Genomic DNA, 1,531 nt, shown 5'->3' with positions numbered 1-1,531 from the left:
GACGCGATCCGCACGCCGCGAGCGGTCAGGCGGTCGCGGTCGCCTCCGCGTCGGCGCGCGCCTCGCGCTCGACGGCCGCCGCGACCACCGTCGCCACGTCCGGGTGGAAGACGCTCGGGACGATGTACGTCGGGTTCAGCTCGTCGTCGGCGACCGTCGACGCCAGCGCGTACGCCGCCGCGAGCAGCATCCGGTCGGTGATCTTGTGCGACTGCGCGTCGAGCAGCCCCCGGAACAGGCCCGGGAACGCGAGCACGTTGTTGATCTGGTTCGCGAAGTCCGACCGGCCCGTGCCGACCACCGCCGCGTAGCGGGCCGCGTCGTCGGGGTCCACCTCCGGCCGCGGGTTCGCGAGCGCGAAGACGATCGCGTCGCGGCCCATCGTCGACACGTCCTGCGCCGTGATGACGTCGGGCGCGGACACCCCGATGAACACGTCCGCGCCGGCCAGCGCCTGCGGGATCGTCCCCGTCACGCCGCGCGGGTTCGTCACCGACGCGGTCCACCGCAACGACTCGGGCAGCCCCGGGCGGTCCGCGTGCACGACGCCCTCGATGTCGGCGACGACCACGTCGCGCCCCCCCGCCGCGAGCAGCAGCCGCAGCACCGCGGTGCCCGCCGCACCCGCGCCGGACAGCACGATCCGCACCGTGCCGATGTCCTTGCGGACCACCTTGAGCGCGTTCGTCAGGGCGGCGACCACGACGATCGCCGTGCCGTGCTGGTCGTCGTGGAACACCGGGATGTCGAGCCGCTCGCGCAGCCGACGCTCGACCTCGAAGCACCGCGGCGCCGAGATGTCCTCGAGGTTGATGCCCGCGAACGCCGGCGCGATCGCCACGACCGTCTCGACGATCTGGTCGACGTCCGTCGTGTCCAGGACCAGCGGGAACGCGTCGATCCCCGCGAACCGCTTGAACAGCACCGCCTTGCCCTCCATCACGGGCAGCGCCGCGAGCGGGCCGATGTTGCCGAGCCCCAGCACGGCGGTCCCGTCCGTGACGACAGCGATCGTGTTCCGCTTGATCGTGAGCCGGCGGGCGTCCTCCGGGCGGGCCGCGATCGCCTCGCACACCCGCGCCACCCCCGGCGTGTACGCCATCGACAGGTCGTCGCGGTTGCGCAGCGGCACCTTCGACTCGATCGACAGCTTGCCGCCCAGGTGCATGAGGAACGTCCGGTCGCTCACCCGGTCGACGAGCACGCCGCGCAGGTCCTTGAGCGTCGCGACGATGTCCGCCGCGTGCTGCTCGCCGCGCGTCGCGCACGTGACGTCGACCGTCATCTGCTCGTGCCCCGACGCCGTGACGTCGAGCGCCGTGACGATCCCGCCCGCCTCCTCGATCGCGGTCGTCAGCTCGCTGACCGCCGTCGGCCTGGCCTGCACCTGGAGCCGGGCGGTGATGGACGAGGACACGCTCGGCGACGCCATGCGCCTCATTCTGGCCCGCCGCGCGAGGCGCGTCTCGGCATCGACGCGCGGTCGCCCGCGGGCCCAGCCGGCCGTGGCGTCCTCGGCTGACGCGGGTGG

Annotated in this window: 1 protein-coding gene; it reads right to left on the bottom strand. The window is 73.5% G+C overall.

Annotated features, from left to right (window positions below; all coding sequences use genetic code 11):
- Window positions 1-25: 25 nt before the first annotated feature.
- Window positions 26-1,432: an NAD-dependent malic enzyme gene (locus tag HGA02_RS18760; protein ID WP_168680845.1), complete on the bottom strand. Its 1,407-nt coding sequence runs from the start codon at window positions 1,430-1,432 to the stop codon at window positions 26-28.
- Between the last annotated feature and the right edge of the window lie 99 nt (window positions 1,433-1,531).

The sequence above is a fragment of the Cellulomonas septica genome, from assembly GCF_012396155.1.
In the GTDB taxonomy this organism is placed as follows: Bacteria; Actinomycetota; Actinomycetes; order Actinomycetales; family Cellulomonadaceae; genus Cellulomonas; species Cellulomonas septica.
The sequence above is the reverse complement of the archived record's forward strand: the minus strand, read 5'-3'. Positions and strand labels throughout refer to the sequence as shown.